Origin of the sequence: Pseudomonas sp. KB_15, from assembly GCF_052114525.1 — a bacterium.
In the GTDB taxonomy this organism is placed as follows: Bacteria; Pseudomonadota; Gammaproteobacteria; order Pseudomonadales; family Pseudomonadaceae; genus Aquipseudomonas.
The window spans coordinates 1-528 of sequence record NZ_JBFREX010000156.1 but is presented as its reverse complement, the minus strand read 5'-3'; the positions used below and the strand labels follow the sequence as shown (position 1 = coordinate 528).

Here is a 528-nt window from a genome sequence, read left to right as displayed (position 1 = left end):
GGCCACCGGCGTGAGCGTCTCGGCGACGATGGCCTCGGTCAGCGATTTCGGGGTGTAGTGGGTACCGGTTTCACGTCGGTCGGAACCGGTGGTGACGATGAAAGCACCAGCGGGATACACCAGCGGATAGCCCCATGGATCGGTGCGCAGCAGATGGGCGTAGGGTTTGACGCGATCGCGGAGCTTGGTGTCGCCCTGGCAAGCGGTCAGCAGGCGGTCGGCCAAGGCGTCGTCGATGGCTTTGGCCAGATCATTGCGCACCCGGCTGGCGGAACTGCCGGAGCGTTCTTGCAGCAACTCGGCCAATCGCGCAGCACCATCCAGACTTGCCGAATCCAGCTCGGCCAGCTTGACCCATGGGGTTTTGGCGCTCTTGGTGGCATCCAGTTCCAGCGTGACTTCATCGGTGCGTTTGACGGTGCGTTCGAGCAGACCCTCGTACACGTAGCCAATCTGTTCGACATCCAGCGCACGGTAAGACAACGTGCGGCCCTGGAATTGCTGGATAGCTTCCAGCAACAGCAGCAC

General features: G+C 62.3%; 1 pseudogene. It reads right to left on the bottom strand.

The window, feature by feature from the left end:
• Nucleotides 1–528, bottom strand: a pseudogene (locus AB4Z35_RS30200) (Eco57I restriction-modification methylase domain-containing protein); the annotation flags it as partial.